General features: G+C 67.1%; 21 protein-coding genes and 2 pseudogenes. 18 read left to right on the top strand and 5 right to left on the bottom strand.

The window, feature by feature from the left end; translation table 11 throughout:
• The first annotated feature begins 37 nt into the window (after positions 1 to 37).
• From pvdM to NMG10_RS21780, 7 genes are all read left to right on the top strand, one after another.
• Entirely contained in the window at positions 38 to 1408 is a 1371-nt protein-coding gene (gene pvdM, locus NMG10_RS21810) for a pyoverdine-tailoring dipeptidase-like protein PvdM (RefSeq protein WP_254465119.1), read from the top strand.
• Positions 1401 to 2681: an aminotransferase class V-fold PLP-dependent enzyme gene (locus NMG10_RS21805; RefSeq protein ID WP_254465118.1), complete on the top strand. Its 1281-nt coding sequence runs from the start codon at positions 1401 to 1403 to the stop codon at positions 2679 to 2681. Before pvdM ends, NMG10_RS21805 begins: the two co-directional genes overlap by 8 nt.
• A gap of 431 nt (positions 2682 to 3112) precedes the next feature.
• Complete coding sequence (locus tag NMG10_RS21800; RefSeq protein WP_203646946.1) at positions 3113 to 3922, top strand: gamma-glutamyl-gamma-aminobutyrate hydrolase family protein; 810 nt, start codon at positions 3113 to 3115, stop codon at positions 3920 to 3922.
• Positions 3923 to 4370: 448 nt separating this feature from the next.
• Entirely contained in the window at positions 4371 to 5282 is a 912-nt protein-coding gene (gene kdgD / locus NMG10_RS21795) for a 5-dehydro-4-deoxyglucarate dehydratase (protein WP_203646947.1), read from the top strand.
• Between the two features lie 102 nt (positions 5283 to 5384).
• Positions 5385 to 6740, top strand: a complete 1356-nt coding sequence (locus NMG10_RS21790) for an MFS transporter (RefSeq protein ID WP_254465117.1) — start codon at positions 5385 to 5387, stop codon at positions 6738 to 6740.
• Positions 6741 to 6818: 78 nt separating this feature from the next.
• Positions 6819 to 8372, top strand: coding sequence for a galactarate dehydratase (gene garD, locus NMG10_RS21785; RefSeq protein ID WP_254465116.1), 1554 nt, complete (start codon positions 6819 to 6821; stop codon positions 8370 to 8372).
• Positions 8373 to 8510: 138 nt separating this feature from the next.
• Positions 8511 to 10091: an aldehyde dehydrogenase (NADP(+)) gene (locus tag NMG10_RS21780; RefSeq protein ID WP_254465115.1), complete on the top strand. Its 1581-nt coding sequence runs from the start codon at positions 8511 to 8513 to the stop codon at positions 10089 to 10091.
• Positions 10092 to 10224: 133 nt separating this feature from the next.
• Here the strand turns inward: NMG10_RS21780 and NMG10_RS21775 are convergent, their stop codons facing one another.
• Positions 10225 to 10974 (bottom strand): FadR/GntR family transcriptional regulator, encoded by a 750-nt coding sequence (locus NMG10_RS21775; RefSeq protein ID WP_186734669.1) that lies wholly within the window; start codon positions 10972 to 10974, stop codon positions 10225 to 10227.
• Between the two features lie 79 nt (positions 10975 to 11053).
• On the bottom strand, positions 11054 to 11821 hold the full coding sequence (locus tag NMG10_RS21770; RefSeq protein ID WP_232855346.1) for a helix-turn-helix domain-containing protein: 768 nt from the start codon (positions 11819 to 11821) through the stop codon (positions 11054 to 11056).
• A 108-nt stretch (positions 11822 to 11929) separates the two neighbouring features.
• Here NMG10_RS21770 and NMG10_RS21765 point away from each other — a divergent pair, with 108 nt between their 5' ends.
• The 9 genes from NMG10_RS21765 to NMG10_RS21725 all read left to right on the top strand — a co-directional run bounded on the left by NMG10_RS21765 (position 11930) and on the right by NMG10_RS21725 (position 21272).
• Positions 11930 to 12745, top strand: coding sequence for a sulfite exporter TauE/SafE family protein (locus tag NMG10_RS21765; protein ID WP_254465114.1), 816 nt, complete (start codon positions 11930 to 11932; stop codon positions 12743 to 12745).
• Positions 12746 to 12808: 63 nt separating this feature from the next.
• On the top strand, positions 12809 to 13459 hold the full coding sequence (locus tag NMG10_RS21760; protein WP_254465113.1) for a DUF998 domain-containing protein: 651 nt from the start codon (positions 12809 to 12811) through the stop codon (positions 13457 to 13459).
• Positions 13460 to 13533: 74 nt separating this feature from the next.
• Positions 13534 to 13863, top strand: a complete 330-nt coding sequence (locus tag NMG10_RS21755; protein ID WP_254465112.1) for a hypothetical protein — start codon at positions 13534 to 13536, stop codon at positions 13861 to 13863.
• Positions 13864 to 14036: 173 nt separating this feature from the next.
• The gene (locus tag NMG10_RS21750; protein ID WP_254465111.1) at positions 14037 to 15257 is read left to right on the top strand and encodes a M20/M25/M40 family metallo-hydrolase; all 1221 of its coding nucleotides are present in this window, start codon (positions 14037 to 14039) and stop codon (positions 15255 to 15257) included.
• Positions 15258 to 15263: 6 nt separating this feature from the next.
• Entirely contained in the window at positions 15264 to 16763 is a 1500-nt protein-coding gene (glcD, locus tag NMG10_RS21745) for a glycolate oxidase subunit GlcD (protein WP_254465110.1), read from the top strand.
• A complete protein-coding gene (glcE, locus tag NMG10_RS21740; protein WP_254465109.1) occupies positions 16763 to 17809 on the top strand; it encodes a glycolate oxidase subunit GlcE in 1047 nt (348 codons plus the stop codon). The genes glcD and glcE overlap by 1 nt, the downstream gene beginning before the upstream one ends.
• 9 nt (positions 17810 to 17818) lie before the next feature.
• A complete protein-coding gene (glcF, locus tag NMG10_RS21735; RefSeq protein ID WP_234561030.1) occupies positions 17819 to 19075 on the top strand; it encodes a glycolate oxidase subunit GlcF in 1257 nt (418 codons plus the stop codon).
• A 165-nt stretch (positions 19076 to 19240) separates the two neighbouring features.
• Positions 19241 to 19582 carry a hypothetical protein gene (locus NMG10_RS21730; RefSeq protein WP_110738654.1) on the top strand — a complete coding sequence of 114 codons (342 nt, stop codon included), beginning with the start codon at positions 19241 to 19243 and terminating at the stop codon, positions 19580 to 19582.
• A 256-nt stretch (positions 19583 to 19838) separates the two neighbouring features.
• On the top strand, positions 19839 to 21272 hold the full coding sequence (locus tag NMG10_RS21725) for a PLP-dependent aminotransferase family protein (RefSeq protein WP_232855355.1): 1434 nt from the start codon (positions 19839 to 19841) through the stop codon (positions 21270 to 21272).
• Here the strand turns inward: NMG10_RS21725 and NMG10_RS21720 are convergent.
• Positions 21265 to 22458 carry a cyanate transporter gene (locus tag NMG10_RS21720; RefSeq protein WP_254465108.1) on the bottom strand — a complete coding sequence of 398 codons (1194 nt, stop codon included), beginning with the start codon at positions 22456 to 22458 and terminating at the stop codon, positions 21265 to 21267. The genes NMG10_RS21725 and NMG10_RS21720 overlap by 8 nt on opposite strands.
• Complete coding sequence (locus NMG10_RS21715) at positions 22455 to 22913, bottom strand: nucleoside deaminase (RefSeq protein ID WP_254465107.1); 459 nt, start codon at positions 22911 to 22913, stop codon at positions 22455 to 22457. Before NMG10_RS21715 ends, NMG10_RS21720 begins: the two co-directional genes overlap by 4 nt.
• A 338-nt stretch (positions 22914 to 23251) precedes the next feature.
• On the opposite strand from NMG10_RS21715, the gene NMG10_RS21710 reads away from it, so the two are divergent.
• The gene (locus NMG10_RS21710) at positions 23252 to 23689 is read left to right on the top strand and encodes a carboxymuconolactone decarboxylase family protein (RefSeq protein WP_254465106.1); all 438 of its coding nucleotides are present in this window, start codon (positions 23252 to 23254) and stop codon (positions 23687 to 23689) included.
• Positions 23690 to 23693: 4 nt separating this feature from the next.
• Here the strand turns inward: NMG10_RS21710 and NMG10_RS21705 are convergent.
• Positions 23694 to 24014: pseudogene (locus NMG10_RS21705) on the bottom strand (LysR substrate-binding domain-containing protein); the annotation flags it as partial.
• Between NMG10_RS21705 and NMG10_RS21700 the strand changes: the two are divergent.
• Positions 24000 to 24137, top strand: a pseudogene (locus NMG10_RS21700) (flavodoxin family protein); the annotation flags it as partial. The pseudogenes NMG10_RS21705 and NMG10_RS21700 overlap by 15 nt on opposite strands.
• Between the last annotated feature and the right edge of the window lie 207 nt (positions 24138 to 24344).

Raw genomic sequence — 24344 nt, 5'->3', positions numbered from 1 at the left:
GACAGGCCGACCCGATCAGCCCCGCAACGAGATGGCAATGACCAAGACCCGTTCCCGCAAAGCCTTGTACATCGGCCTGCCCCTGGCCCTGGTGGCCGCCCTGGGTGGCGCCGCCGGCTATTACTTCTGGAAGCAGGACAGCGGCTATCCCCGCGCCATCGTGCAGCAGGCCAATGAACTGCACGAACACATGCTCTCCTTCGACAGCCATGTCACCGTGCCGCTGGGCTACGGCAGCGACGGCTACGAGGCTGACAAGGACGGCCGTGGTCAGTTCGACCTGGCCAAGGCGGCCAAGGGCCGGTTGTCGGGCGCGGCGCTGACCGTCTTCGGCTGGCCCGAGCTGTGGAACGGCCCGAACGCACCGCACCGTCCGACCCCGGGCTTCGTCGACGAGGCCCGCAACCAGCAGGAAGTGCGCTACAAGATCATCAGCGGGATCGTGCGCGACTTCCCCAACCAGGTCGGCATCGCCTACACCCCCGAGGACTTCCGCGGCCTGAACGGCGAAGGCAAGTTCGCCATCTTCATCAGCATGCTCAACGCCTACCCGCTGGGCAACGACCTGTCGCAGCTCGACCTGTGGAGCAAGCGCGGCATGCGCATGTTCGGCTTCAGCTACACCGGCAACAACGCCTGGGCCGACTCCTCGCGCCCGCTGCCGTTCTTCAACGACACCCCCGACGCCTTCGGCGGCCTGTCGCCACTGGGCGAGCAGGCGGTCAAGCGGCTCAACGACCTGGGCGTGATCATCGACGTCTCACAGATGTCCACCCTGGCCCTGGAAGACGTGGCCCGCCTGAGTCGCGCCCCGTTCGTCGCCTCGCACTCGGCGCCGCGGGCGCTGGTGGACATCCCGCGCAACCTCTCCGACAAGGAGATGCAACTGATCAAGGACAGCGGCGGCGTGCTCCAGGTCGTGGCCTTCACCACCTACCTCAAGCCGCTGAGCAAGCCGACCCTGGAAAAACTCGAGGCCCTGCGCGCGCGCTTCGACCTGCAACCGCTGCAAGGCCTGACCAACGCGCTGATGCCAGGCGACCCGATCATCGCCATCTGGCCCGAGGCGCGCTTCGGCGAATACGCCAGCAGCCTTTACGCCATCGTCGACGAAGAGCCCCGTGCCGGCCTCAAGGAATACGTCGATGCCATCGACTACGCCGTGAAGAAGATGGGTATCGACCATGTCGGCATCAGCTCCGACTTCAACGATGGCGGCGGCGTCACCGGCTTCATGAACGTCGGCGAGATCCGTAACGTCACCGCCGAGCTGCTGACCCGCGGCTATTCCGAAACCGATATCGCCAAACTCTGGGCGGGCAACTTCCTGCGTGTGTGGGGGCAAGTGCAGAAAGCCGCCAACCCGGTGGCCCTGCTCGACAACAACCGGGAAGCTCGCCATGACTGACCGGCGCGCCTTCCTCAAGCAGGCCGCCGCCCTGGCCGCCAGCCTGCCCTTGCTGCCCGGTGCCCTGGCCGCCGAGCCGGCAGCCCCGACACTGCAAGGCCCGGACAAATGGCGCCAACTGCGCCAACTGTTCCCCCTGGCCCCCGATGTCGCGCACTTCGCCAATTTCCTGATTACCGCCCACCCGCGCCCGGTGCAGGAAGCGATCGACCGCCACCGCGCCACCCTCGACCGCAACCCGGCCCTGTGCATGGACTGGGAAAGCCAGTACGAATGGCAACGCGAGGACGAGGTCCGCGAATGGGCGGGCCGCTACCTGGATGTGCGTCCGCGCCAGGTTGCCCTGACCGGCAGCACCACCGAGGGCCTGGGCATGATCTACGGCGGCCTGCATGTGGCGCCGCACCAGGAAATCCTCACCACCGAACACGAGCACTACTCGACCCACAATTGCCTGGCATTCCGCCAGCGCCAGCACGGCACCCAGGTGCGCAAGCTGCGCCTGTTCGACAAACCCGGCGAGGTCTCCACTGATCGGGTCCTGAGCCTGATCGACCGCAGCATCCGCCCCGAGACCCGGGTGCTGGGCATGACCTGGGTGCACTCGGGCAGCGGCGTCAAGCTGCCGGTGGGCGCCATCGGCGAACTGGTACGCCAGCACAACCGCAACCGCGACGAGGCCGAGCGCATTCTCTACGTGGTCGATGGCGTACACGGCTTCGGCGTGGAAAACGTGCGCTTCGCCGACTTCAACTGCGACTGGTTCATCGCCGGCACCCACAAATGGATGTTCGGCCCCCGGGGCACGGGGATCATATGCGCGGCGTCGGAGCAGATGCAGCACCTGACACCGACCTTCGCCACCTTCTCGCGCAACGAGGACTTCGGCACCATCATGACCCCGGGCGGTTACCACGCCTTCGAGCACCGCTGGGCGCTGGGCGAGGCCTTCAAGCTGCACCTGGCCCTGGGCAAGGCCGACGTCCAGGCGCGCATCCATCAGCTCAACGACTACCTCAAGGCACGCCTGGCCGAGCACCGCGCCATCGAGCTGGTGACCCCGGTCAGCCGTGAGTTCTCCGCCGGCTTCACCTTCCTGCGCATCAAGGACCGCGATCCCGATGCCGTGGCGGCCTACCTGAACGCCAACAAGGTCATGGTCGATGCCGTGGACCGCGACGTCGGGCCGGTGATCCGCTTTGCGCCCAGCCTGCTCAACGACGAGCAACAGATCGATCGGGCCATGGCGCTACTGCGCAAGCAGATCGGTTGAAACGCCTCCTGCTGTAATGGGGCCGCTCTGCGGCCCTTTCGCCGACAAGTCCAACTTCCCTTGCAGGCATGCCTGCAGACAGACACGGCCCGGACTGTGCCGTACGCCTGCTTGTCGGCGAAAAACCAACGTGCACGAGCGATCATTGCACCGGCGCAATGAGCCAACTGCATCGTTAAATATTATTGACCTAAACCCCCGCCAAACCCTTGCCAGCCAAGGCCTTGAACATCTCAATCCCCCGGAAACCGGCGCCTGGGCGCCTCGCCACTCGTTTGACATATCGAACGGCTCTGGCAAGCTAGGAGTCAGGCCCCGACCGACATCGCCTGCAAGGCGAGCCGGCAGTGCTCGGGGCTCCAGGCAGCACTCAAGGCCCCGGCCGTGCGCCTGCACAACAACGACAGGCATGACCTGTCTCAAGGTGACATATGTCCAACAGCAACATTGGCAACAAGCAACCCTCCCTGCGCAAACCCGTCGTCCTGATGACCATGGGCAGCCAAGAGCGCAAAGGCCATGACTATCAGGTCATGACCCACAAATACATCACCCCGCTGGTCGATTTCGCCGGTTGCGTCCCGGTCCTGGTGCCCACCTGCTGTGGCGTCGAAGACCTCGAGACCTACCTGGACATGGCCGACGGCGTCTACCTGACCGGTGCCGGCAGCAACATCGACCCGAGCCTCTACGGCCAGGAAAACCAGACCCCCGGCAAGGGCCAGGACAAAGACCGCGACCTGTTCGACATGCCGCTGGTCAAGGCCGCGATCAAGCGCGGCCTGCCGATCTTCGGCATCTGCCGCGGCATGCAGGAAATCAACGTGGCTTTGGGCGGTGACATCTACCAGAAGGTCTACGCCGAGCCCGGCTTCAACGACCACCGGGAAAACCCGGAAGATCCGGTCGAGGTCCAGTACGCCGCGGTGCACAGCGTGAAGATCAAGCCAGGCAGCTGGCTGCGCGATACCCTGGGCACCGACGAGATCCGCGTCAATTCGCTGCACGGCCAGGGCCTGCGCAACCTGGGTGCCGGCATCGAGCCGATCGCCCATGCCGAAGACGGCCTGGTCGAGGCGATCCACGCCCCGAGCCTGTCGCCCTTCCTGTTCGCGGTGCAGTGGCACCCGGAGTGGCAGGCGGCGAAGAACCCCGACTCGATCAAGATGTTCCAGGCCTTCGGCGACGCCTGCCGCGCCCAGGTCCGCAAGTCCCAGGTCAAGCACCACCAGGCTGCCTGATCCACTGAAGCTTCGTTAGCTTTGATCGCGGGGCGGTGCAATACCGCCCCCGTTTCCCCGGTCACCCTCTGCTGGTCCCAGAACACTTCCCGTGGAAGCGGGCGGCGGGCTTGTGCCTGTCTCCGCGATCTTTTTTTCTCCTCCTCCACAAGTCATACGACAACACTCCTCTGCCAAATTCTCAGGTTTACGCGTTCCCCTGTAGGAGCGGCCTTGTGCCGCGAAAGGGTCGCAACGCGGCCCCGGCGATCGTGGCTCAACGCCGAAATTCCGGGGCCGCTGTGCGGCCCTTTCGCGGCACAAGGCCGCTCCTACAGGGGTTGGCGCTGTCATGGCGGGATGGATTCAAAATTTCTACCGCGAGGGACTAGTCATGATTGTAGTTGTACGATAACTTACCTCTCACCTTGGTTCCCCCTCCTCCAAGCGCCACAGGATGCCTACAACAATGACCCCACAAGAACTGCAATCCATCCTCTCCCACGGCCTGCTGTCGTTCCCCGTCACCGACTTCGACGCCCACGGCGACTTCAACCCGGCCGGCTACGTCAAGCGCCTGGAATGGCTCGCCCCCTACGGCGCCAGCGCCCTGTTCGCCGCCGGCGGCACCGGCGAGTTCTTCTCCCTGGCCGCCAGCGAGTACAGCCAGGTGATCAAGACCGCCGTCGACACCTGCGCCACGTCGGTGCCGATCCTCGCCGGCGTCGGCGGCTCGACCCGCCAGGCCATCGAATACGCCAAAGAGGCCGAGCGCCTCGGCGCCAAAGGCCTGCTGCTGCTGCCCCACTACCTCACCGAAGCCAGCCAGGACGGCGTCGCCGCCCATGTCGAGGCGGTGTGCAAGGCGGTGAATATCGGCGTGGTGGTATACAACCGCAACGTCTGCCGGCTGAACGCCGACCTGCTGGAACGCCTGGCCGAGCGCTGCCCGAACCTGATCGGCTACAAGGACGGCCTGGGCGACATCGAGCTGATGGTGTCGATTCGTCGCCGCCTGGGCGATCGCTTCAGCTACCTGGGTGGTCTGCCCACCGCCGAGGTGTATGCTGCGGCGTACAAGGCCCTGGGCGTGCCGGTGTACTCCTCGGCGGTGTTCAACTTCGTGCCGAAGACGGCGATGGACTTCTACCACGCCATCGCCCGCGACGATCACGCCACCGTGGCCAGGCTGATCGACGACTTCTTCCTGCCGTACCTGGACATCCGCAACCGCAAGGCCGGTTACGCCGTGAGCATCGTCAAGGCCGGGGCGAAGATCGCCGGCTACGACGCCGGGCCCGTGCGCACGCCGCTGACCGACCTGACCGCGCAGGAGTACGAGATGCTCGCCGCGCTGATGGACAAGATGGGCCCGCAATAAGCGAACGCCCTGCGGCCTGCCGATGCCGCCGCCGGAGCAGGGCCACCCTGCTCCGGCCCACAACCGATCCCCGTATAAAAATAACGAGTGGGAGTAACCAGCATGCAAGCGACGAAAAAGACGCATGTGCGCTACCTGATCCTGTTGATGCTGTTCCTGGTGACCACCATCAACTACGCCGACCGCGCCACCATCGCCATCGCCGGCTCCAGCCTGCAGAAGGACCTGGGCATCGACGCGGTCACCCTCGGCTACATCTTCTCCGCCTTCGGCTGGGCCTACGTGGCCGGGCAGATCCCCGGCGGCTGGCTGCTTGACCGCTTCGGCTCGAAGAACGTCTACGCCTTCAGCATCTTCACCTGGTCGCTGTTCACCCTGCTGCAGGGCTTTGTCGGCGGCCTGCCGGTGGCCTGGGCGGTGGTCACGCTGTTCACCCTGCGCTTTCTGGTCGGCTTCGCCGAAGCGCCGTCGTTCCCCGGCAATGCCCGGATCGTCGCGGCCTGGTTCCCGACGCAAGAGCGCGGCACCGCCTCGGCGATCTTCAACTCGGCGCAGTACTTCGCCACCGCGCTGTTCGCGCCGATCATGGGCTGGATCGTCTTCACCTTCGGCTGGGAACATGTGTTCGTGGTGATGGGCGCGCTGGGCATCGTGTTCTCGGCGGTGTGGCTCAAGACCATCTACAACCCGCGCCAGCACCCGCGCATCGGTGCCGCCGAGCTCGAGCACATCGAACAGAACGGCGGCCTGGTGGACATGGACCAGAAACGCGGCAACGACGGCCCGAAATGGGGCTACATCAAGCAACTGCTGACCAGCCGCATGCTGCTGGGCGTCTACCTGGGCCAGTACTGCATCAACGCCATCACCTACTTCTTCCTCACCTGGTTCCCGGTGTACCTGGTGCAGGAACGCGGCATGACCATCCTCAAGGCCGGCTTCATCGCCTCGCTGCCGGCAGTGTGCGGCTTCATCGGCGGCGTGCTCGGCGGCGTGCTGTCGGACTGGTTGCTGCGCCGCGGCAACTCGCTGACCTTCTCGCGCAAGCTGCCGATCGTCTGCGGCCTGCTGCTGTCGACCACCATGGTCTTCTGCAACTACGTCGAGGCCGAATGGATGGTGGTCGGTTTCATGACCCTGGCGTTCTTCGGCAAGGGCATCGGCGCGCTGGGCTGGGCGGTGGTCGCCGACACCTCGCCCAAGCAGATCGCCGGGCTGTCGGGTGGGCTGTTCAACACCTTCGGCAACATCGCCTCGATCACCACGCCGATCGTCATCGGCTACATCATCAGCGCCACCGGCTCGTTCAAGTGGGCCCTGGTGTACGTGGGCACCAACGCCCTGGTGGCAGTGTTCAGCTACCTGGTGATCGTCGGTCCGATCAAGCGCATCGAGCTCAAGGACGACCCGAAGCAGGAAGCGGCACCCACCGCTGAACTTGCCACTTCGCGCCATTGAGTGAAACACGCCTGCGCCCTGCCCGGGCGCAGGCTGGCGTACAAGAAGCCTGAAAGAAACGACAAGAAGGGCCTGACCATGCAGTTGATCGAACATTCCGAGTCGCCCCGCTACGTGCGCCTGCACCCCGACGACAATGTCGTGGTGGTGGTCAACGACGGCGGCCTGGGCGAAGGCGCGCGCTTCGCCGACGGCCTGACCCTGGTCGAGGGCGTGCCGCAGAGCCACAAGGTCGCCACCGTGGATATCCGCCGGGGCGAGGCGGTGCGCCGCTACGGCCAGGTCATCGGCCACGCCCTGGAAGACCTGCGCCAGGGCAGTTGGGTCAAGGAAGATCAACTGGCGATGCCGGCCGCCCCCGAGCTCGACAGCCTGCCGCGCTGCGACGCCGTGCCCGCCGCCCAGGCGCCCCTCGAAGGCTTCACCTTCGAAGGCTATCGCAATGCCGACGGCACCGTCGGCACCCGCAACATCCTCGGCATCACCACCACCGTGCAGTGCGTGACCGGCGTGCTCGACCACGCGGTCAAGCGCATCCGCAGCGAACTGCTGCCAAAATACCCCAACGTGGATGATGTGGTCGCCCTCACCCACAGCTACGGCTGCGGCGTGGCGATCAACGCCCGCGATGCCTACATCCCGATTCGCACCGTGCGCAACCTGGCGCGCAACCCCAACCTGGGCGGCGAGGCGCTGGTCATCAGCCTGGGCTGCGAAAAACTCCAGGCCGGCCAGGTGATGCACGAGGACGACCCTTCCGTGGATCTCAGCGAGCCCTGGCTATACCGCCTGCAGGACGCCTCGCTGGGCTTCGTCGAGATGATCGAGCAGATCATGGCCCTGGCCGAAACCCGCCTGCGCAAGCTTGACCAGCGCCGCCGCGAAACCGTGCCGGCCAGCGAGCTGATCCTGGGCATGCAATGCGGCGGCAGCGACGCCTTTTCCGGCATCACCGCCAACCCCGCCCTGGGCCATGCCGCCGACCTGCTGGTGCGCGCCGGAGCCACCGTGCTGTTCTCGGAAGTCACCGAGGTGCGCGACGCCATCTACATGCTCACCTCCCGCGCCGAAACGCCGGAAGTCGCCGAGGCGCTGGTGCGCGAGATGGACTGGTACGACCGCTACCTGCAACAGGGCGCGGCGGATCGCAGCGCCAACACCACGCCAGGCAACAAGAAAGGTGGCTTGTCCAACATCGTCGAGAAATCCCTGGGCTCGATCGTCAAGTCCGGCAGCGGCGCCATCCAGGGCGTGCTCGGCCCGGGCGAACGGGTCACGCACAAGGGCCTTATCTTCTGCGCCACCCCGGCCAGCGACTTCGTCTGCGGCACCCTGCAGCTGGCCGCCGGGATGAACCTGCATGTGTTCACCACCGGTCGCGGCACGCCTTACGGCCTGGCCATGGCACCGGTGGTCAAGGTATGCACCCGCAGCGAACTGGCCCAGCGCTGGCCGGACCTGATCGACATCGACGCCGGGCGCATCGCCAGTGGCCGGGCGAGCATCGAGGAGCTTGGTTGGGAGCTGTTCCACTACTACCTCGACGTGGCCAGCGGTCGCAAGCGCACCTGGGCCGAGCAGCATGGCTTGCACAACGACATCACCCTGTTCAATCCGGCACCTATTACCTGATGAATATTGGGGCTGCTGCGCAGCCCTTTCGCGGCACAAGGCCGTTCCTACAGTAGATCGCATCCCCCTTGTAGGAGCGGCCTTGTGCCGCGAAAGGGGCGCAAAGCGCCCCCCAACGTCCCCCGACAGGAGCACCCCATGCCCAATATCCTCGGCCACAACTTCATCGCCGGCCAACGCAGTGCCGTCGGCCCGCAACGCCTGCAAAGCCTGGACGCCACCACCGGCGAGGCACTGCCCTACAGCTTTGCCCAGGCCACCGAGGGCGAAGTCGACCGCGCCGCCCAAGCCGCCGCCGTCGCCTTCGGCGAATTCCGCCAGCTCCCCCCGGCACGCCGCGCCGAATTCCTCGACGCCATCGCCGCCGAACTGGACGAACTCGATGACAGCTTCGTGGCCATCGTCTGCCGTGAAACAGCCCTGCCCGCCGCGCGTATCCAGGGCGAACGCGGCCGCACCAGCGGGCAGATGCGCCTGTTCGCCCAGGTACTGCGCCGTGGCGACTTCCTCGGTGCGCGCATCGACCTGGCGCTGCCCGAGCGCCAGCCGCTGCCACGGGTGGACATCCGCCAGATGCGTATCGGCGTCGGCCCGGTAGCGGTATTTGGCGCCAGCAATTTCCCGCTGGCCTTCTCCACCGCCGGCGGCGACACCGCCGCAGCCCTGGCCGCCGGTTGCCCGGTGGTGTTCAAGGCTCACAGTGGCCACATGGCCACCGCCGACCTGGTGGCCTGCGCCATCCTGCGCGCCGCCGAACGCACCGGCATGCCCAAGGGCGTGTTCAACATGGTGTTCGGTGGCGGTGTCGGTGAGTGGCTGGTCAAGCACCCGGCCATCCAGGCGGTCGGCTTCACCGGCTCGCTCAAGGGCGGCGACGCTTTGTGCCGCATGGCTGCCGAGCGGGCGCAACCGATCCCGGTGTTCGCCGAGATGTCCAGCATCAACCCGGTGATCATCCTGCCGGGCGCGCTAGCCAAGCGCGGCGAAGCCATCGCCCGTGAGCTGGCCGGCTCCGTGTGCCTGGGCGCCGGGCAGTTCTGCACCAACCCGGGGATGCTGATCGGCCTGCAGTCGCCTGGCTTCAGCCAGTTGCTCAATGACCTGGGCCGGCATCTGGAGCAACAGGCTGGCCAGACCCTGCTCAACGCCGGCGGCCTACGCAGCTATGTCGCCGGCCTGGAACACTTGCACGCCCATGCCGGCATCCAGCACCTGGCCGGTCAGGCGCAACAGGGCGACCAGGCCCCTGCCCAGCTGTTCAAGGCCGACGCCCGTCTGCTGCTGGAGTCCGACCCGCTGCTGCAGGAAGAAGTGTTCGGCCCGGCCACGGTGGCCGTCGAAGTCAGCGACCGCGAGCAACTGCGCGCCGCCCTGCTCGGTCTGCGCGGCCAGCTGACCGCCACGCTGATCGGCGAGCCGCAAGACTTCGAGGCGTTTGCCTGGCTGGTGCCGCTGCTGGAGGAGAAGGTCGGGCGGATCCTGGTCAATGGCTACCCGACCGGGGTCGAGGTGTGCGACGCCATGGTCCATGGCGGACCTTACCCGGCGACCTCGGATGCCCGCGGCACTTCGGTCGGCACCCTGGCCATCGATCGGTTCCTGCGCCCGGTGTGCTACCAGAACTACCCGCAGGCGCTGCTGCCGGAGGCATTGCGCGATGGTAACCCGCTGGGGCTGCGGCGATTGGTGAATGGGCAGTGGAGTGACGGGGCGGTCTGAGAGCCCTGGGCTCTTTTAGCGTGCCTGCGTCGGCCTCTTCGCGGGTAAACCCGCTCCCACAGGGATCAGCGTTTGCCAGCGCGCTGTGAAGAACCTGTGGGAGCGGGTTTACCCGCGAAGGGACCAGTACAGATCAAATGCCTTGCGCCTCGGCCTCTTCATGGGCCTGGCGCAGGCGCTCGCGGCTGTTGCTCAGGTGCATGCGCATGGCCATCTTCGCGCCTTCGCTGTCGCGTCGGGCGATGGCCTCGTAGATCGCCTCGTGCTCATGCATCAGCCGGCTCATGTAGTGCGCCTGGTCGTCATGGGCCAGGCGCGCCGAATTGAGCCGGGTGCGCGGGATGATGCTGGTACCCAGGTGGTTGATGATGTCGGCGAAATAGTGATTGCCGCTGGCCTGGGCAATGCGCAGGTGGAACTGGAAATCCGCCGACACCGCATCCGAGGCGTGGGCCGCGCCCTCGTTGAGCTCGTCCAGCGCCGCGCGCATGCCGGCCAGTTCCTCATCGCCGCGACGCTGGGCGGCAAGGCCCGCGGCTTCGATCTCCAGGGCGATGCGCAACTCCAGCACCGCCAGCACTTCGCGCAAGGTGACGATGGTCGCCGGGTCGATCCGAAAGCCACCAGTGCTCGGCGCGTCCAGCACGAAAGTGCCGATGCCGTGGCGGGTCTCGACCTGGCCGGCGGCCTGCAGCCGCGAGATGGCCTCGCGCACCACGGTGCGGCTGACCCCCTCCTCGACCATGATCTGCGACTCGGTGGGCAGCTTGTCGCCGCGCTTGAGCTGGCCGCTGCGGATGCGTTCGGTCAGCACCGTGACCAGTTCCTGGGCCAGACTGCGCGGCTTGCGCCGGGTCCGTGCCTGTACCTGCTGCTCTGTCATGCCCTGTATGTCTGGTTGTGAAAGACAGGCGTGATGATAGCGCAAGCAGTTGTACGATCACATACGTCCAGCGGGGTTTTCATCTGCCCTGGCGTGCCGCCGACGGCGGCTGGCCCATGACTCGCCGGTACAGGCTGGAGAACGCGCTGGGGCTTTCATAGCCCAGGTCCAGGGCGATGGTGGTCACCGCCTCGCCGGTCGCCAGCCGTGTCACCGCGGCCATCAGGCATGCCTGCTGGCGCCACTGGCCGAACGACAGCCCGGTCTGCTCGCGAAAGCGCCGGCTGAAGGTACGCGGGCTCCAGTTGAGCTGCCCTGCCCAGGTGTCGCCACGGGTGTGGACCGACGGCTGCGCCAGGAACGCCTGGCACAGGGCCGCCAGACGCGGCTCGGCCGGCAGCGGCGCGAACAGCGGCAGACGCTCGGCCTGGCCCAGCTCATGCAGCACGAGCCGCAGCAGCAGGCCATCGCGCCCCGCCTCGTCATGCAGGGCCGGCACCTCGGCGCTGGCCAGCAACAGCTGGTGCAGCAGCGGCCCGACCCGTAGTGCCTCGCACACGCCACCCGGCCTGGGCAGCGCGGTCGGTTCGATGTACAGGCTGCGGGTACTCACGCCACGCATGCGCACCTGGTGCGGCTTGCCGGGCGGAATCCATACTCCGCTGCCGGGCGGGATGACCCAGGCGCCGTCATCGGTCAGCACCTCCATCAGCCCGCTCATGCCATACAGGAACTGCGCCCGGCGATGGACATGCCTGGGCAGCAAGGTATCGGGCGAATAGTCGGTGGCGATGGCCAGCACCGCACGGGGGGTGGCATCGACCTCGGACAGGGGAACATTGCGCATGAAAGGAGGCTCTGGCCGAAACACGACGATTATTGGCCAGGTTGCGCAAGCCAGCCAAGAGGCATACCCCTACCCTGACCGCCTCAACCCTGGCCCGAGGCCCACACCATGCTCTATCCCCTGCTTGGCCTGTTCGGCCTGTGCGCCGGCGTCACCACCTTGCTGTTTGGCTTCGGCGGCGGGTTCTTCGCCGTGCCGCTGTTCTATGCCCTGCTGCTGGCCAGCCATGGCGCGGGGACCGCCATGGCCCAGCACGCCATGCAGATCGCCGTGGCCACCTCGGCCACGGTGATGATCTTCAGCAGCGCGCTGGCCACCTGGCGCCATCACCGCGCGGGCAGCCTGCGCTGGGACCTGGTGCGACCACTGGCGCCGGCCATCGCCCTCGGCGCGCTGCTCGGGGCCTGGGCGGCGCTGTACCTGGCCAGCGCCTGGCTGCGCTGGCTGTTCATCGCCTACCTGGCGCTGAGCCTGATGGACGCCTGGCTGCGCCCGGGCTTCGTCCGCGCTGGCGAACATCGCCTGGCGCCCCTGGGCAGTACCGGCGCCAGCCTGGTCGGCGTGCCCATCGGCGCCCTGGCAGCGTTGCTCGGGGTGGGCGGCAGCGTGATGACCGTGCCACTGATGCGCCGCCGCGGCGCCAGCATGCGCACCGCCACGGCCATGGCCAACCCGCTGTCGCTGCCCATGGCCCTGGCGGCCACGCTGGTCTATGCGCTGCTGCCGGCTGGCCAGCTCGACCTTGGCCCGGGCCTGCTGGGCTTCATCGACCTGCGCGCGGCCCTGGTGATGACCGTCGGCGCCTGGCTCGGCATGCACCTGGCCGCGCCCCTGCTCGGGCGCATCCCCGACAGCCTGCATGCCCGGGCCTACCTGGCGCTGCTGGCCTGCGTGCTGCTGGTGATGCTGGTCAACGGCCGCTAAGGCTGGCGATTGGCCACGGCGACGCGGTAGGCTGCGTCCTGCACTCACCAAGGAAGGCACTGCATGAAGACGTTCGACCGCCTGCTGCTCGCCAGCGGCCTGCTCATCCCCCTCTGGCTGCTGCTGGGCGTCACCCTGACGGCGCTGGCCTACCCCGGCTACGACCACCTGCAACAAGCCATGAGCCAGCTCGGCGCGGTCGGCGCCCCCACCCACGGGCTGTCGCCCTGGGTCAACAATTTCCCGCTGGCCCTGTTGTTCGCACTGTTCGCCTGGGGCCTGGCGCGGCGCTGGCGGCGCTCGAGGCTGGCGCGGCTGAGCGCCCTGCTGGTGCTGTTGCATGGCCTGGGCAGCCTGGTGACCGGCGGGTTTGCCTGTGACCAGGGCTGCGCGCCGCTGGAGCCATCGTTCTCGCAACAGATGCACAACCTCGGCGGCCTGCTGATGTTCCTTTCGCTGACCCTCGCCAGCGTGTTGTGGATCAGCCTGGGCATGCGCCTGACCCGATCCCCGGGGCTGGCCTGGTGGTCGCTGCTGAGCACGGTGCTGGCGGTGGTCACCGTGGTGTTGATGGCCAAGGCCGTGCACAGCGGTGAATTGTTCGGTCTCTACCAGCGCCTGAACTACGGCGTCGGCGTGCTGTGGATCGCGGCCCTGGCCCTGCAGTCGCTGCGCACGCGCCAGCACGGTGGCCTGCAAATGGCCATCGCCTGACGGCAAACTGCTGGCCCCCTGGCGTCGCAAGCGAAGGCAAACTTTGTTTTCCTTCAGATGCTTAGGACAGCAACATGCGAGTGATTCTAGCAACCGTGGCCGGCTGCCTGCTGGCCACCGCCGCCTTCGGCGCCCAGGCCCGGGCACTGAGCCAGAACGATCGCCAGGTGTGCGGCTGGGGCGCGCAGATCGCCGCCGAGGCGCAGCAGGCCAAGCTTTCCGGCGTCACCCTGTACGCCACGCGCAAGAAGCTGCAGGCGCGCAAGTTCAGCAAGCCGTGGATGCGCATGACGGCCTTCGGCATCACCGAGCAGACCTACAACAGCCGGTCTCGGCTGAAGCCGACGGCGATCAAGCAGACGTATTACGAGCAGTGCGTACAGCATGCAGTAGCAAAAAGATAAATTTATATAAATCAATAAATTACTGACATTATTGAATGCTGAATATCACTATGACTTATCGTGATTGCCAGCACTCCCGGGCTGTGCGATAGCGTTATCGCCGGGAGCGAATGACTCGGTAATCGGGTGGCAGGGTCTACGCTGAAGGGTTCACGACAACGAGATCCCTGCCCATGCCCTTGCGATTCTGCTCATTGGCCCTTGCCCTGGCCTGTGCCACCGCCCAGGCCGCCGACCCGACGCCCCAGGAACTGTTCAGCCAGGCCCAGGCCGAACAGCCTCATTACCTGGAGACCCTCAAGACCCTGGTGGCAGTGGACACCGGCACCGGAACCGAGCCCGGATTGAAGCAGGTCGGCAACGAACTGGCGAAACGACTGGAGGCCCTCGGCGCCAAGGTCACGACGCAGCCGGCCACGCCCTCGGTGGGCGACAATATCGTCGGCACCCTCAAGGGCAGCGGCGACAAGGACTTCCTGCTGATGGTCCACTACGACACGGTGTTCGGCCCCGGCACCGTGGCCAAGCGCCCGTTCCGGATCGACGGGGAACGCGCCTACGGCCCCGGCGTGGCCGACGCCAAGGGCGGCGTGGCGATGATCCTGCATGCGCTGAAACTGCTGCAGGACCAGCAGTACAAGGGCTACCGCACCCTCACCGTGCTGTTCAACCCGGACGAGGAGATGGGCTCGGCCGGCTCGCGGCAACTGATCGCCGAGCTGGCGCGCAAGCACGATTTCGTCTTCTCCTACGAGCCGCCGGACAAGGACGCGGTCACCGTCGCCACCAACGGCATCAACCGCCTCAAGCTCGAGGTCAAGGGCCGCGCCTCCCACGCCGGCTCCGCCCCGGAAGCCGGGCGCAACGCGCTGGTGGAGCTGGCGCACCAGTTGCTGCAGTTGAACGACCTCGGCGACAAGGGCAAGGGCACCACCGTCAACTGGACCCTGGCCAAGGCCGGGGAAAAGGCCAATATCATTCCCGCCCAGGCCAGCGCCGAGGCCGACATGCGCTACTCCGACCTGAGCGAGACCGAGCGGGTGCAGGAAGACGCCCTGCGGATCATCAAGAAACAGCTTGTAGCCGATACCCAGGTCGAGCTGGTCGTGGAAAAAGGCCGCCCGCCGCTGGCCAGGAACGACGCCTCCACGGAGCTTGCGCAAACGGCGCGGCAGCTCTACAGCAAGATCGACCGGCAGTTGCAGCCGATCGCCATGCGCTTCGGCACCGACGCCGGCTACGCCTACGTGCCCGACAGCGACAAGCCGGCGGTGCTGGAAACGCTGGGTGTGGTCGGCGCCGGCCTGCATGGCGACGACGAGTACATGGAGATCGCCAGCGTGGCGCCACGCTTGTACCTGACGGTGGCGATGATCCGGCACCTGGCGCAGTAAGCCTGCATGAACATCCTTTACGACGAACGTGTCGATGGACCGTTACCGGCCGTGGACAAGCCGGCACTGCTGGCCGCCCTGCGCGAGGCCCTCCCCGATCTGCAGATCCTGCACCGCAGCGAAGACCTCAAGCCCTACGAGTGCGACGGCCTCTCGGCCTACCGTTCGTTGCCGCTGCTGGTGGCGCTGCCCGAGCGCCTGGAGCAGGTGCAGGCGTTAATGCGGCTCTGCCACCAGCGCGGCGTGCCGGTGGTGGCGCGCGGCGCCGGCACCGGCCTGTCCGGCGGCGCCCTGCCGTTGAGCCAGGGCATCCTGCTGGTGATGGCGCGCTTCAACCGCATCCTCGAAGTCAACCCGCAGGGCCGCTTCGCCCGGGTCCAGCCTGGCGTGCGCAACCTGGCGATCTCCCAGGCGGCGGCGCCCCATGGGCTGTACTACGCGCCCGATCCTTCCTCGCAGATCGCCTGCTCGATCGGCGGCAATGTCGCCGAAAATGCCGGTGGCGTGCATTGCCTGAAATACGGCCTGACCGTGCACAACCTGCTCAAGGTGGAGATCCTCACCGTCGAAGGCGAACGCCTGGTACTGGGCAGCGACGCCCTGGACAGCCCCGGTTTCGACCTGCTGGCGTTGTTTACCGGCTCCGAGGGCATGCTCGGCATCGTCACCGAAGTCACCGTCAAGCTGCTGCCCAGGCCGCAGGTGGCGCGGGTACTGCTGGCCAGCTTCGACAGCGTCGAGGATGCCGGGGGCGCGGTGGCCGAGATCATCGGCGCCGGGATCATCCCGGCTGGGCTCGAGATGATGGACAACCTGGCGATTCGCGCCGCCGAGGACTTCATCCATGCCGGCTACCCGCTGGACGCGGCGGCGATCCTGCTGTGCGAGCTCGACGGCGTCGAGGCCGACGTGCAGGACGACTGCGCCCGGGTCGATGCCGTGCTGCGCAAGGCCGGCGCCCGCGAGGTGCGCCTGGCCTGCGACGAAGCCGAGCGCGTGCGCTTCTGGGCCGGGCGCAAGAATGCCTTCCCGGCGGTGGGGCGCATTTCCCCGGACTACTACTGCATGGATGGCACCATCCCGCGCCGCGAGCTGCCGCGGGTGCTCAAGGGCATCAGCGCGCTTTCCCGGCAGTACGGCCTGCGGGTGGCCAATGTGTTCCATGCCGGCGACGGCAACCTGCACCCGCTGATCCTGTTCGATGCCAACCTGCCCGGTGAACTGGAGCGCGCCGAGGCCATCGGCGGGCAGATCCTCGAACTGTGCGTGGCCGTCGGCGGCAGCATCACTGGCGAACACGGCGTAGGACGGGAGAAGATCAACCAGATGTGCGCGCAGTTCAACAGCGACGAGATCACCCTGTTCCACGCGGTCAAGGCCGCCTTCGACCCACGGGGCCTGCTCAACCCGGGCAAGAACATCCCCACCCTGCAGCGCTGCGCCGAGTTCGGCGCGCTGCATGTACACCACGGGCAACTGCCCTTCCCCGACCTGGAGCGTTTCTGATGGACAGGGACCTCGGCCAGGACCTGCTGGAGCAGGTCAACCAGGCGCTGAACCGGCGCACCCCGCTGCGCATCCAGGGCGGCAACAGCAAGGCCATGCTCGGTCGCCCGGTGACCGGGCAGGTCATCGACACCCGTGGCCACCGCGGCATCGTCGGCTACGACCCCACCGAGCTGGTGCTCACCGCCCGCGCCGGCACGCCCCTGCGGGAGGTCGAGGCGACGCTGCACGAGGCCGGGCAGATGCTGGCCTGCGAGCCACCGCACCTGGGCCCCGAGGCGACGCTGGGCGGCATGGTCGCGGCCGGGCTGTCGGGGCCACGCCGGCCCTGGGCCGGGTCGGTGCGTGACTATGTCCTCGGCACCCGGCTGATCACCGGCCACGGCAAGCTCCTGCGCTTTGGTGGTGAGGTGATGAAGAATGTCGCCGGCTACGACGTGTCGCGGCTGATGGCGGGCAGCTTCGGCTGCCTGGGGCTGCTCACCGAAGTGTCACTCAAGGTGCTGCCGCAACCGCGCCAATGTCTGGGCCTGCGCCTGGAGATGAGCACGCAGCAGGCACTCGCCGCACTCACCGAATGGGGCCGACAAGCGCTGCCAGTCAGCGCCGCCTGCCATGACGGCGAGGCGCTGCATCTGCGCCTGGAGGGCGGCGAAGGTTCGGTGCGCTCGGCCCGTGAGCGCCTGGGTGGTGAAGCGTTCGACACAGGCTTCTGGCAAGACCTGCGCGAGCAGCGCCTGGCGTTCTTCACCGCACCCGCAACGCTGTGGCGGCTGTCCCTGCCCATTGCCTGCGGTGCACTCGAACTGCCGGGACAGCAGTTGATCGACTGGGGTGGCGCCCAGCGCTGGCTCAAGTCCGACGCCCCGACGTCCGTCATCCGGGCATTGGCGGCCGAGGCCGGCGGTCACGCCACCGCCTACGCGCCCGGCGACGACAGCAGCGCCCCGCTCGGTCCGCTGATGCTGCGCTATCACCAGGCGCTGAAACGCCAACTCGATCCCCAGGGTGTGTTCAACCCTGGCCGCCTGTACGCGCACTTGTGAGGCCACGGCATGCAAACCCACCTGAGCGAATCCGCCCGCCAGTTGCCCCGCGCCGACGAGGCCGAACGCATCCTGCGTTCCTGCGTGCACTGCGGGTTCTGCACCGCCACCTGCCCCACCTACCAGCTGCTCGGCGATGAACTGGACGGGCCTCGCGGGCGCATCTACCTGATCAAGCAGGTGCTCGAAGGCGAACCGGCGGGCACCAGCACCCAGGCGCACCTGGACCGCTGCCTGAGCTGCCGCAACTGTGAGACCACCTGCCCGTCGGGGGTGGAATACCACAACCTGCTCGACATCGGCCGCGCCGTGGTCGATCGGCAGGTCCCCCGGCCGCCGGGGCAACGCCTGCTGCGCGCGGGCCTTCGCGCCGTGGTGCCGAGGCCGGGCGCATTCAAGGCGCTTGTGCGCGCCGGGCAGGCCCTGTATCCCCTGCTCCCGGCCAGCCTCAAGGACAAGCTGCCGGCGCAGGTCGTCACCCCGGGCCAACGTCCGATGCCGCGCCACACCCGTCGCGTGCTGCTGCTCGAAGGCTGCGTGCAGCAGGCCCTTTCACCCAACACCAATGCCGCCGCCACTCGCCTGCTCGACCGGCTAGGCATCAGCGTCGAGCCGATCCACCAGGCCGGTTGCTGCGGCGCCGTGGACTATCACCTGGATGCCCAGGCACGAGGCCTCGACCGCGCCCGACGCAACATCGACGCCTGGTGGCCGGCCATCGAGGCCGGCGCCGAGGCCATCGTGCAAACCGCCAGCGGCTGCGGCGCCTTTGTCCGCGACTATGGCCACCTGCTTCAACAAGACCCACGCTACGCCGCCAAGGCCGCTCGGGTCAGCGCCCTGTCTCGTGACCTGGTACAGGTGCTGCAGGCCGAGCCACTGGAGCATCTGGGTCTATGCGCCGAGCAGCGCCTGGCATTCCACTGCCCCTGCACCCTGCAGCACGCCCTCAAGCTTGGCGGCGCGGTGGAAGGTCTGCTGGCCCGGCTGGGCTTCCATCTCACCCAGGTGCCGGATAGCCACTTGTGCTGCGGCTCGGCCGGCACCTATTCACTGACCCAGCCGCAGCTGGCGCGCCAGCTGCGCGACAACCGCCTCAATGCCCTGGAAAGCGACAACCCACTGGTCATCGCCACTGCCAACATCGGCTGCCAGCTGCACCTCGGCGGCGCCGGTCGCACGCCGGTGCGGCACTGGATCGAAATCGTCGAGGCGGCACTTGAGCCCGGCGCTGTCGAGGCCGCGGAAATTGTGCCCCGCACCTGACGCGGATCAAGGCGATGTTCAACCTGGTGCCTGTAATTTCGGAACCCTCCTACCGAAAGTACGGAAGCTTCTAGATTGTTGCCCCACCCTCGGCAAAACATCATCAGGACTGGAGACGTGACCGCCGCCCCGGCGCGGCCAACCCCATCCAGACGAGGCCATGCCATGCCCACAAATGCTCATCGCCCTACCCGCGAACTGCGCCACACCCTGCGTCAACTGTTGGCCCACGAGGTCAGCAACCCCGACGACAACCCGCACCTGTCCGGGGTGCGGTTCTTCTGCGCCACCGATGAACACACCCGCCAGCTGATCGAGCGTGTCGAGCTGCTCGCCAGCGAAGCCTTCTTCGATGCCAAGGGCCGCGCCATCCCCGCGCGCATGCGCGAAGCAGCGGTGGATGGCGTGTGCATCCAACAGAAACGCAAGGCCTGCGAGGACGAGACGGTGATCCGCATCGCATTGCCGGAAAAAGGCTACATCACCATCAGTACCGCTCGCCTGTGAACACGCCGTCCCTCTCATGGAACTGCACATGACTTGTTGATTTAGCAGGAACCTGTGGGAGCGGCTTTAGCCGCGAACACCGGCAAAGCCGGTGCCATCCACCGCGTTGCTTGCTTCGCGGGTAAACCCGCTCCCACAGGGTATGCCACTCGCTCTCGGGTATTATTCCCTGCGCGATCGTCAGTAGGGCCCCTTGCAGCTTTGTCGATAAAACCCGAAGCTTTTACACCCCCTGCGCTTCGGACCCCCTGCCCCGATGGAACTGCACATCCGCCTCGAAGGCCGCAAAGGCCTGGCCGACCAGCTCTACCAGCAACTGCGCGCCGGCATCGACAGCGGCCACCTGGCGGCCGGCACCCAACTGCCACCCACGCGCCTTTTGGCCGAGCAGCTGGGGGTTTCGCGCAAGACCGTGGCCGAAGCCTACTCGCGCCTGACCTACGACAACCTGCTCAGTGGCGTGGTCGGTCGCGGCACCTTCATCACCCCGCGCCACACGCCGCGCCAGAGCGACAGCGACAACATCCCCCTGGCCGCCGCCGAAACCCTCGAACGCTGGCGCCAGCGCGCCACGGTATTGGGCCAACGGGCGCTGGACGCGCCGTCGCGCTACGACTTCATCGGCGGTGCCTCGAGCAAGGCGCAGTTCCCCTACGACCACTGGCGCAGTTGCATGAACTACGCCCTGCGCCGCAGCCAGCGCCACCCCGACCGACAGTTTTCCGCCCAGGGCCTGCCCGAGCTGCGCGAGGCCATCGCCCACCAGATTGCCTTCACCCGCGGCATCCAGTGCACCGCAAGTGACGTGCTGGTATGCAACGGCGCCCAGCAGGCCCTGGACCTGATCGCCCGGGTACTGGTCGAACCCGGCTGCAAGGTGGCCATGGAGGACCCGGGCTACCCACCGGCGCGCCAACTGTTCCTGGCCCTGGGCGCGCGCCTGCAGTCGGTGGCGGTGGACGACCAGGGGCTGTGCGTCGAGCAGATCGAGGACGGCACCCGGCTGATCTACGTGACACCCTCGCACCAGTTTCCGCTTGGCATGCCCATGGCCGAGCCGCGGCGCCAGGCGCTGCTGGCGCGGGCTGTCGAGCTCGGCGCGCTGATCATCGAGGACGACTACGACTGCGAGTTCCGCTACCAGGGGCCAGCCGCCGAAGCCTTGCAGCGCCTGGATCGACATGGCCTGGTGGCCTATGTCGGAACCTTCTCCAAGACCCTGCTGCCGGAGTTGCGCCTGGGCTACGCGGTGCTGCCACCGGCCGTGCTGCAGGCCGCCTGCGTGGCCAAGCACCTGAGCGACTGGCACAGCCCGACCTTGCAGCAATGGGCCCTGGCCCGCTTCATCAGCGAAGGTCACCTGAACAAGCACATCCGTCGTTGCCATGAGGTGTACAGCGCCCGCCGCGAGCGGATCCTGGCACGCCTGGGCGGCGACCTGGCGCCCTGGTTCGACACGGTGCCGGCCAGCGCCGGCTTTCACCTGAGCGCGCTGGCCAAGCCCGGGGTGGATATCGAGCTGTTGATCAACCTGGCGCGCAAGGTGGAAGTCGGCCTCTACTCGCTGGCCCCGTTCTTCAGCGAAGCGCCGGTCAGGCCGGGACTGCTGTTCGGTTTCGGTGCCATCGAACTGCTGGACATCGACCCGGCGCTGGACCGGGTCGGTGACACCCTGCAGCGCCTCAGTTGAGCGCTGCCTCAGCGACTCGTCCCTCACGGGCGATGGCCCGGGCATAGCCTTTCGGAGCGAAACGCACGGTCACCAGCAGCATCGCCAGCACGGTGCAGGCCAGCAGGGTCCAGGAGGCCTGGAAGTCGCCGCTGACATCACGCAACCAGCCGGTGACGTACGGCACGATACCGGTGACGATGAAACCTACGCCCTGGACGAAAGCCGCCAGGCTGCCGGCTTCGCCGGGCGTGCGCAGGTGCTCCAGGGTCAGCGTCAGGCTGAGGCTGAAGCACGCGCCCAGGCCCAGGCCGATCAGCGCCACCCACAGGCCCATGGCGCTGGCTGGCGCCAGCAGCAGGCCAAGGAAGCCCGCCAATTGGATCAGCAAGGCCAGCCACAGGCCCGGCCGCCGATCAACCAGACGCCGCAGCAGCAACGGCAGGCCCAGGGCACCGCAGACCTGGAAGATGGTCATCAGGCCAACCAGCTCGCCGCCGCCCTGGGCCGTGCCGCCGTGCTCGAGGTGATAGGCCGGCAACCAGGCCACCATGCTCGTATAGCCACCGTTGATCAGCCCGAAATAGAGCGCAAGCAGCCAGGCCCGGCGGTTGCCGAACCAATGGCCGCCCCCGCCACCGGCCAGGCTGGGTGCATCCTGGCGCGGGCGCAGGACGGTCCACGCCACGATCGCCAGCAGCGCCGGAAACGCCCACAGGCCAAGGCCGAACTGCCAATGGCCGAAGTGCGCGGTGATCGATGGGCCAAGCACCGCCGCCAGGCCACCGCCGCTCATCAACGCCGCCGAATACAGCCCCATGGTCGCCGCCAGGCGGCCGGGGAACCAGCGGTTGACCAGCCCCGGCATCATGCCCTGCACCACGGCGACACCCAGGCCTGCGACCACCGCACTTACGATCAGCGCCCAGGCGCTGTCCAGTTGCAGGCGCCACAGACACGCCAGGGCGATGGCCGCCAGTCCCGCCAGCATGCCGCCATGCTCGCTCAGCCAGCGCCGCAGCCAGGGTTGCAGAAGCGGTACCAGGCCCATGCACAGCACCGGCAACGCGGTCAGCAGCGCCGCCTGCTGGTAGCCCAGGCCGGTGCTCTGGCGCATCGGTTCGAGCAGTGGGCCAATGCTGGTAAGAATCGGCCGCAGGTTCAACGCCAGCAGCACCACCAGCAACAGGTTCAACGCGCCCCTCATGCTTCGCCGGCCTGCTGCCATTCAAGGTACAGGCCGCTTTCACCCGCCGGTTTCAGCGGGCGCAGGGGCAGGCTCTGCTGCTGTGGCGGGCGGGCCATCTGCGCATACACTGCGGCGGTGGACAACCCATAGGGCTCGCCCTCGTCGTTGTCGTAGGCGAACCAGGCGCGCTCGATGCCGCACAGGTGCATGGCGGCCAGGCACATCGGGCACGGATGGCCGCTGGCGTAGATCTCGGCACCGTCCAGGCGCGCCCGGCCAAGCACCTGGGCGGCCTGGCGGATGGCCTGCATCTCGGCGTGGCTGGTGGGGTCCTGGGTGCTGTGGATCTGGTTGACGGCACGGGCGACCACCTGCCCCTGGTGGACCAGCACGGCGCCGAAGGGGCGGCCACCGGCCTGGATATTGGCGCGGGCAAGCTCAAGGGCCTCGCGCATGAATCGATCTGCGGACATGAAACGGTTCTCAGGTGAAGACCTGCCCATTATCCCGCCTCGGCCGCCCTGGCAGAAATGAAGAGATTGGATGCCTGTCAGTGCCCATCCGAATGACGGATTGGCCTCCTGGCAAAGCGCGGGATTGGCTATTCGGCGCGGCCCGCCCTGGCGCTAGGCTCTGTACGACATGTATCTGCACTCGCCCATACTGCGTTAAAACGGGGCTCGGAATGCTCATGTACTCCAGTACACTCCGCTTCCTCCCCCCGTTTCGCCTTGTCTGGCCTTCGCGCAGACACATGTCGTACAGACCCTAAGGTAGTGCCACTTTCCTCTTGTCGAACTGGAGCCTCACCATGCATGACCGTATCGAATGGGCCAAACACTCGCCGGAAGCCTACAAGGCCATGATCGGCCTCGAGCAGGCGCTGGTCGCCTCGGGCCTTGAGCATTCACTGCTCGAGCTGATCCGCCTGCGCGCCTCGCAGATCAATGGCTGCGCCTACTGCGTCAACATGCACGCCAACGATGCGCGCAAGGCTGGTGAAACCGAAGCGCGCCTGCAGACCCTGAGCGTCTGGCGCGAGACCCGCTACTTCAGCGAGCGCGAGCGGGCGGCCCTGGCCTGGGTCGAAAGCCTGACCCGCCTGGCCGAGAGCGGCGCGCCGCAGGACGAGTACCAGGCGCTGCTGGAACACTTCAGTGCCAAGGAGGTCGCCAACCTGACCCTGGCCATCGCCACCATCAATGCCTGGAACCGCTTCGGCGTGGGCTTTGCCATGGTGCCGGCATAACAACTCAAGGCGCCTGCAACGGTACCGCCCGGGCCAACTGTTCACGCAACCACTGATGCGCAGGATCGCGGTGCACCCGCTCCGGCCACAGCATCAGCATCTCGAAGCCCGGCACCACCAAGGGCGCCTCCACCACCCTGAGGGCCGGGTTCCCGGCCACCAGGCGCGGCGGCAGCATGGCCACCAGGTCGCTGTCGACCAGCATCGCCGCAAGCCCCGAGAAGCGCGGTACCGACAGCACCACATTGCGTGCCAGGCCCTGCTCGGCCAGGGCGTCGTCGGTGGGCCCCGTGAAACCTCCACCATCGGGCGAGACGATGATTTGTGGCGTGATGCGCCCATCCCGTTCCGGCGGCAGAACGGTGGGGATTATGTGATTCCGGCGTTGCCCCTGCGGCCAGAGCTTGCGCCTGGCCGGGATGGATTGGGCGTGCATGTTGCCGACTAGGCGGATACCAGGTGTCCGCCACAACCCTTGCAGCGCCTGTCAGATCGAGCGCCGCCCGCGCGGCGCATCGCGGCACAAGGCCGCTCCCACATCTGTTTCGGGCCAGTCAATCCTGTGCTCTTACCTGGTCCGCCTTGTTGGTCCGACGCAATTTCAGCGTGGGCATTACTGTCGCCTCACCTGTCTCAAGACATGCGCCAAGGCGGG

This window comes from Pseudomonas sp. DVZ6 (assembly GCF_024259445.1).
Classification (GTDB): Bacteria; Pseudomonadota; Gammaproteobacteria; order Pseudomonadales; family Pseudomonadaceae; genus Aquipseudomonas; species Aquipseudomonas peradeniyensis.
This window is presented reverse-complemented; position numbering and strand designations above follow the sequence as displayed.

Excerpts from the sequence above, each read along its gene's own strand:
- pvdM (WP_254465119.1), top strand. The coding sequence starts at position 38 with ATGACCAAGACCCGTTCCCGCAAAGCCTTGTACATCGGCCTGCCCCTG.
- NMG10_RS21805 (WP_254465118.1), top strand. The coding sequence starts at position 1,401 with ATGACTGACCGGCGCGCCTTCCTCAAGCAGGCCGCCGCCCTGGCCGCC.
- NMG10_RS21800 (WP_203646946.1), top strand. The coding sequence starts at position 3,113 with ATGTCCAACAGCAACATTGGCAACAAGCAACCCTCCCTGCGCAAACCC.
- kdgD (WP_203646947.1), top strand. The coding sequence starts at position 4,371 with ATGACCCCACAAGAACTGCAATCCATCCTCTCCCACGGCCTGCTGTCG.
- NMG10_RS21790 (WP_254465117.1), top strand. The coding sequence starts at position 5,385 with ATGCAAGCGACGAAAAAGACGCATGTGCGCTACCTGATCCTGTTGATG.
- garD (WP_254465116.1), top strand. The coding sequence starts at position 6,819 with ATGCAGTTGATCGAACATTCCGAGTCGCCCCGCTACGTGCGCCTGCAC.
- NMG10_RS21780 (WP_254465115.1), top strand. The coding sequence starts at position 8,511 with ATGCCCAATATCCTCGGCCACAACTTCATCGCCGGCCAACGCAGTGCC.
- NMG10_RS21775 (WP_186734669.1), bottom strand. The coding sequence starts at position 10,974 with ATGACAGAGCAGCAGGTACAGGCACGGACCCGGCGCAAGCCGCGCAGT.
- NMG10_RS21770 (WP_232855346.1), bottom strand. The coding sequence starts at position 11,821 with ATGCGCAATGTTCCCCTGTCCGAGGTCGATGCCACCCCCCGTGCGGTG.
- NMG10_RS21765 (WP_254465114.1), top strand. The coding sequence starts at position 11,930 with ATGCTCTATCCCCTGCTTGGCCTGTTCGGCCTGTGCGCCGGCGTCACC.
- NMG10_RS21760 (WP_254465113.1), top strand. The coding sequence starts at position 12,809 with ATGAAGACGTTCGACCGCCTGCTGCTCGCCAGCGGCCTGCTCATCCCC.
- NMG10_RS21755 (WP_254465112.1), top strand. The coding sequence starts at position 13,534 with ATGCGAGTGATTCTAGCAACCGTGGCCGGCTGCCTGCTGGCCACCGCC.
- NMG10_RS21750 (WP_254465111.1), top strand. The coding sequence starts at position 14,037 with ATGCCCTTGCGATTCTGCTCATTGGCCCTTGCCCTGGCCTGTGCCACC.
- glcD (WP_254465110.1), top strand. The coding sequence starts at position 15,264 with ATGAACATCCTTTACGACGAACGTGTCGATGGACCGTTACCGGCCGTG.
- glcE (WP_254465109.1), top strand. The coding sequence starts at position 16,763 with ATGGACAGGGACCTCGGCCAGGACCTGCTGGAGCAGGTCAACCAGGCG.
- glcF (WP_234561030.1), top strand. The coding sequence starts at position 17,819 with ATGCAAACCCACCTGAGCGAATCCGCCCGCCAGTTGCCCCGCGCCGAC.
- NMG10_RS21730 (WP_110738654.1), top strand. The coding sequence starts at position 19,241 with ATGCCCACAAATGCTCATCGCCCTACCCGCGAACTGCGCCACACCCTG.
- NMG10_RS21725 (WP_232855355.1), top strand. The coding sequence starts at position 19,839 with ATGGAACTGCACATCCGCCTCGAAGGCCGCAAAGGCCTGGCCGACCAG.
- NMG10_RS21720 (WP_254465108.1), bottom strand. The coding sequence starts at position 22,458 with ATGAGGGGCGCGTTGAACCTGTTGCTGGTGGTGCTGCTGGCGTTGAAC.
- NMG10_RS21715 (WP_254465107.1), bottom strand. The coding sequence starts at position 22,913 with ATGTCCGCAGATCGATTCATGCGCGAGGCCCTTGAGCTTGCCCGCGCC.
- NMG10_RS21710 (WP_254465106.1), top strand. The coding sequence starts at position 23,252 with ATGCATGACCGTATCGAATGGGCCAAACACTCGCCGGAAGCCTACAAG.